Raw genomic sequence first — 2,010 nt, forward strand, 5'->3', positions numbered from 1 at the left:
TGTTCTCCGGCACGGTCTTCTTCAGCCAGTACTTCCAGCTGGCGCGCGGCGAGTCCCCCACCATGTCGGGCCTCCTGACCATCCCGATGATCGGCGGCCTCTTCGTCTCCTCCACGGTCTCCGGCCAGATCATCACCAAGACCGGCCGGTGGAAGGCCTTCCTGGTCTCCGGCGGCGTGCTGCTGACCGCCGGACTCGGGCTGCTGGGCACCCTGCGCTACGACACCCCGTACTGGCGCATCGCCCTGTTCATGGCGCTGACCGGCCTCGGCCTCGGCATGATGATGCAGAACCTGGTCCTCGCCACCCAGAACCAGGTCGCCCCCGAGGACCTCGGCGCGGCCAGCTCCGTCGTCACCTTCTTCCGCTCCCTCGGCGGCGCCATGGGCGTCTCCGCACTGGGCGCGGTCATGGCCAACCGGGTCACCCACTACGTCAAGGACGGGCTGGCCGCACTCGGCCCGAAGGCGGCGGCCCTGGGACACGGCGGCACCGGCGGGGGCGGCATCCCCGACCTCGACAAGCTGCCCGCGCCGCTGCGGCAGGTGATGGAGTCCGCGTACGGGCACGGCGTCGGCGACGTCTTCCTCTACGCCGCCCCGAGCGCGCTGCTCGGACTGGTGCTGGTGCTCTTCATCAAGGAGGTCGCGCTGAAGTCGAAGCCGGCCGTCCACGCCCCGGACGCCGAGGGCGCCCCCGGCGTCCCGGCCCAGGCCACGGACAGGGCTCCGTCCCAGGCCTGAGCCAGGGCCGTCAGGCCCGGGGCCGAACCGTCAGGCCTGGGCCCGGCGGGCGGCGGCCTTGGCCTCGATGCCCGCGATCAGGACGTCGAGGGCCAGGGCGAAGTCCGCCTCGGGTGCCCGCCGGACCGTTCCCCCGCAGCCGTGCAGGGCGCAGCCGTTCAGGAACTGCGAGACGGCCAGGTGGGCGCCGGTCCGGCCGGCGTCCGCCAGGCCGGCGGCCTCCAGCAGCCGGTGCAGGGCCGCGTCGAAGGCCCGTGCGTGCGGGCCGATGTTGGGGTAGACCGCGCTGAGCGGAGCCACCCAGGGGTGCTCCGCCAGCAGCCTGCGGTAACCACAGGCCAGTGCCCTCAGCCGGCTCGGCCAGGGCTCCTCAGAGGGCGGTCCGGCCGGCAGGCGCTGCTGGCCCAGGGCTCTGTCCAGGGCCAGTTCGAGCAGATCGTGCTTGGTGTCCACGTACCAGTACAGGGACATCGCGGTGACGCCCAGCTCGGCCGCCAGTCTCCGCATGGAGAAGCGGCCGAGCCCTTGCGCGTCCAGCAGCCGCACGGTGGCGGCGGTGATCCGGTCCCGGTCCAGCCCCGAAGGGGCCTCGGTACGGCGTCTGACGGGGGCGGTGGGCCGCACGGCCAGCCACACACTGGTCCTGGCCTCGCCCGGATCAGCCTCGGTCACCATCGAGGTGCCCTCCTCATCACAAGGGGATCAGCCCGGAATGCCCGGTCCGCCCTCTTGATGCTAGGGGGTGTCCGACGGATGGGAGTCGGTTCAGGACGCGCCGGTCGAAGGGGCCGTCAGGTCGTAGAACGTGGTCCCGCCGATGGTGACGGCCTTGAAGTTGGCCCTCACCCAGCTGTCGATGGCCGTACTGGCCGACCCGCCCGGGCCTCCCTGCCCGCCCGCCCGGCCGCCCGTGCGGAGCTCCCCGGCGCCTTCGAGGCCGCCCTGGGCGATGAAGTAGTGGATCTTCCCGGCCTTCACGTACGCCTTGAACCGCTCCGGCGTCGGGGAGGGGTCGCTGCCGTTGAACCCGCCGAGGGGCATCACGGGACGGCCGGAGGCCAGCTGGTAACTCGCCGCGTTCTGGGAGCCGACGGCGGCGGCCGCCCAGGTGTAGCGGCCGGCGTCGGCGCGCAGCGCGGCCCTGGCCCCGGCGGAGACCCGGGCCCCGTCGAGCAGCCCGCCGGCCCCGCCCCGCATGCCCGGGCCACCCGCTCGACCGCCCCCTCCCGTGCCGGACCGGCCCGCCGCAGCGCCCGCGCCGCCCGCC

The 2,010-nt window shown here is 73.9% G+C and carries 2 protein-coding genes and 1 pseudogene; 1 reads left to right on the forward strand and 2 read right to left on the reverse strand.

Annotated features, from left to right (window positions below; all coding sequences use genetic code 11):
* A pseudogene (locus VR44_RS39305) lies at nucleotides 1-734 on the forward strand (MFS transporter); the annotation flags it as partial.
* A gap of 39 nt (nucleotides 735-773) precedes the next feature.
* Here VR44_RS39305 and VR44_RS39310 read toward each other — a convergent pair.
* Together VR44_RS39310 and VR44_RS39315 are read right to left on the reverse strand one after the other, a co-directional pair.
* The gene (locus VR44_RS39310) at nucleotides 774-1,418 is read right to left on the reverse strand and encodes a TetR/AcrR family transcriptional regulator (RefSeq protein WP_045952487.1); all 645 of its coding nucleotides are present in this window, start codon (nucleotides 1,416-1,418) and stop codon (nucleotides 774-776) included.
* Between the two features lie 90 nt (nucleotides 1,419-1,508).
* The coding region (locus VR44_RS39315) for a mannosyltransferase YkcB-related protein (protein ID WP_483855153.1) at nucleotides 1,509-2,010 on the reverse strand (502 nt) is incomplete at its 5' end.

The organism is Streptomyces katrae (assembly GCF_000966975.1).
GTDB classification, from domain to species: Bacteria; Actinomycetota; Actinomycetes; order Streptomycetales; family Streptomycetaceae; genus Streptomyces; species Streptomyces katrae.

What these genes read in the sequence shown, in the direction of transcription:
- VR44_RS39310 (WP_045952487.1), bottom strand. Translation starts at nt 1,418, where the DNA reads ATGGTGACCGAGGCTGATCCGGGCGAGGCCAGGACCAGTGTGTGGCTG.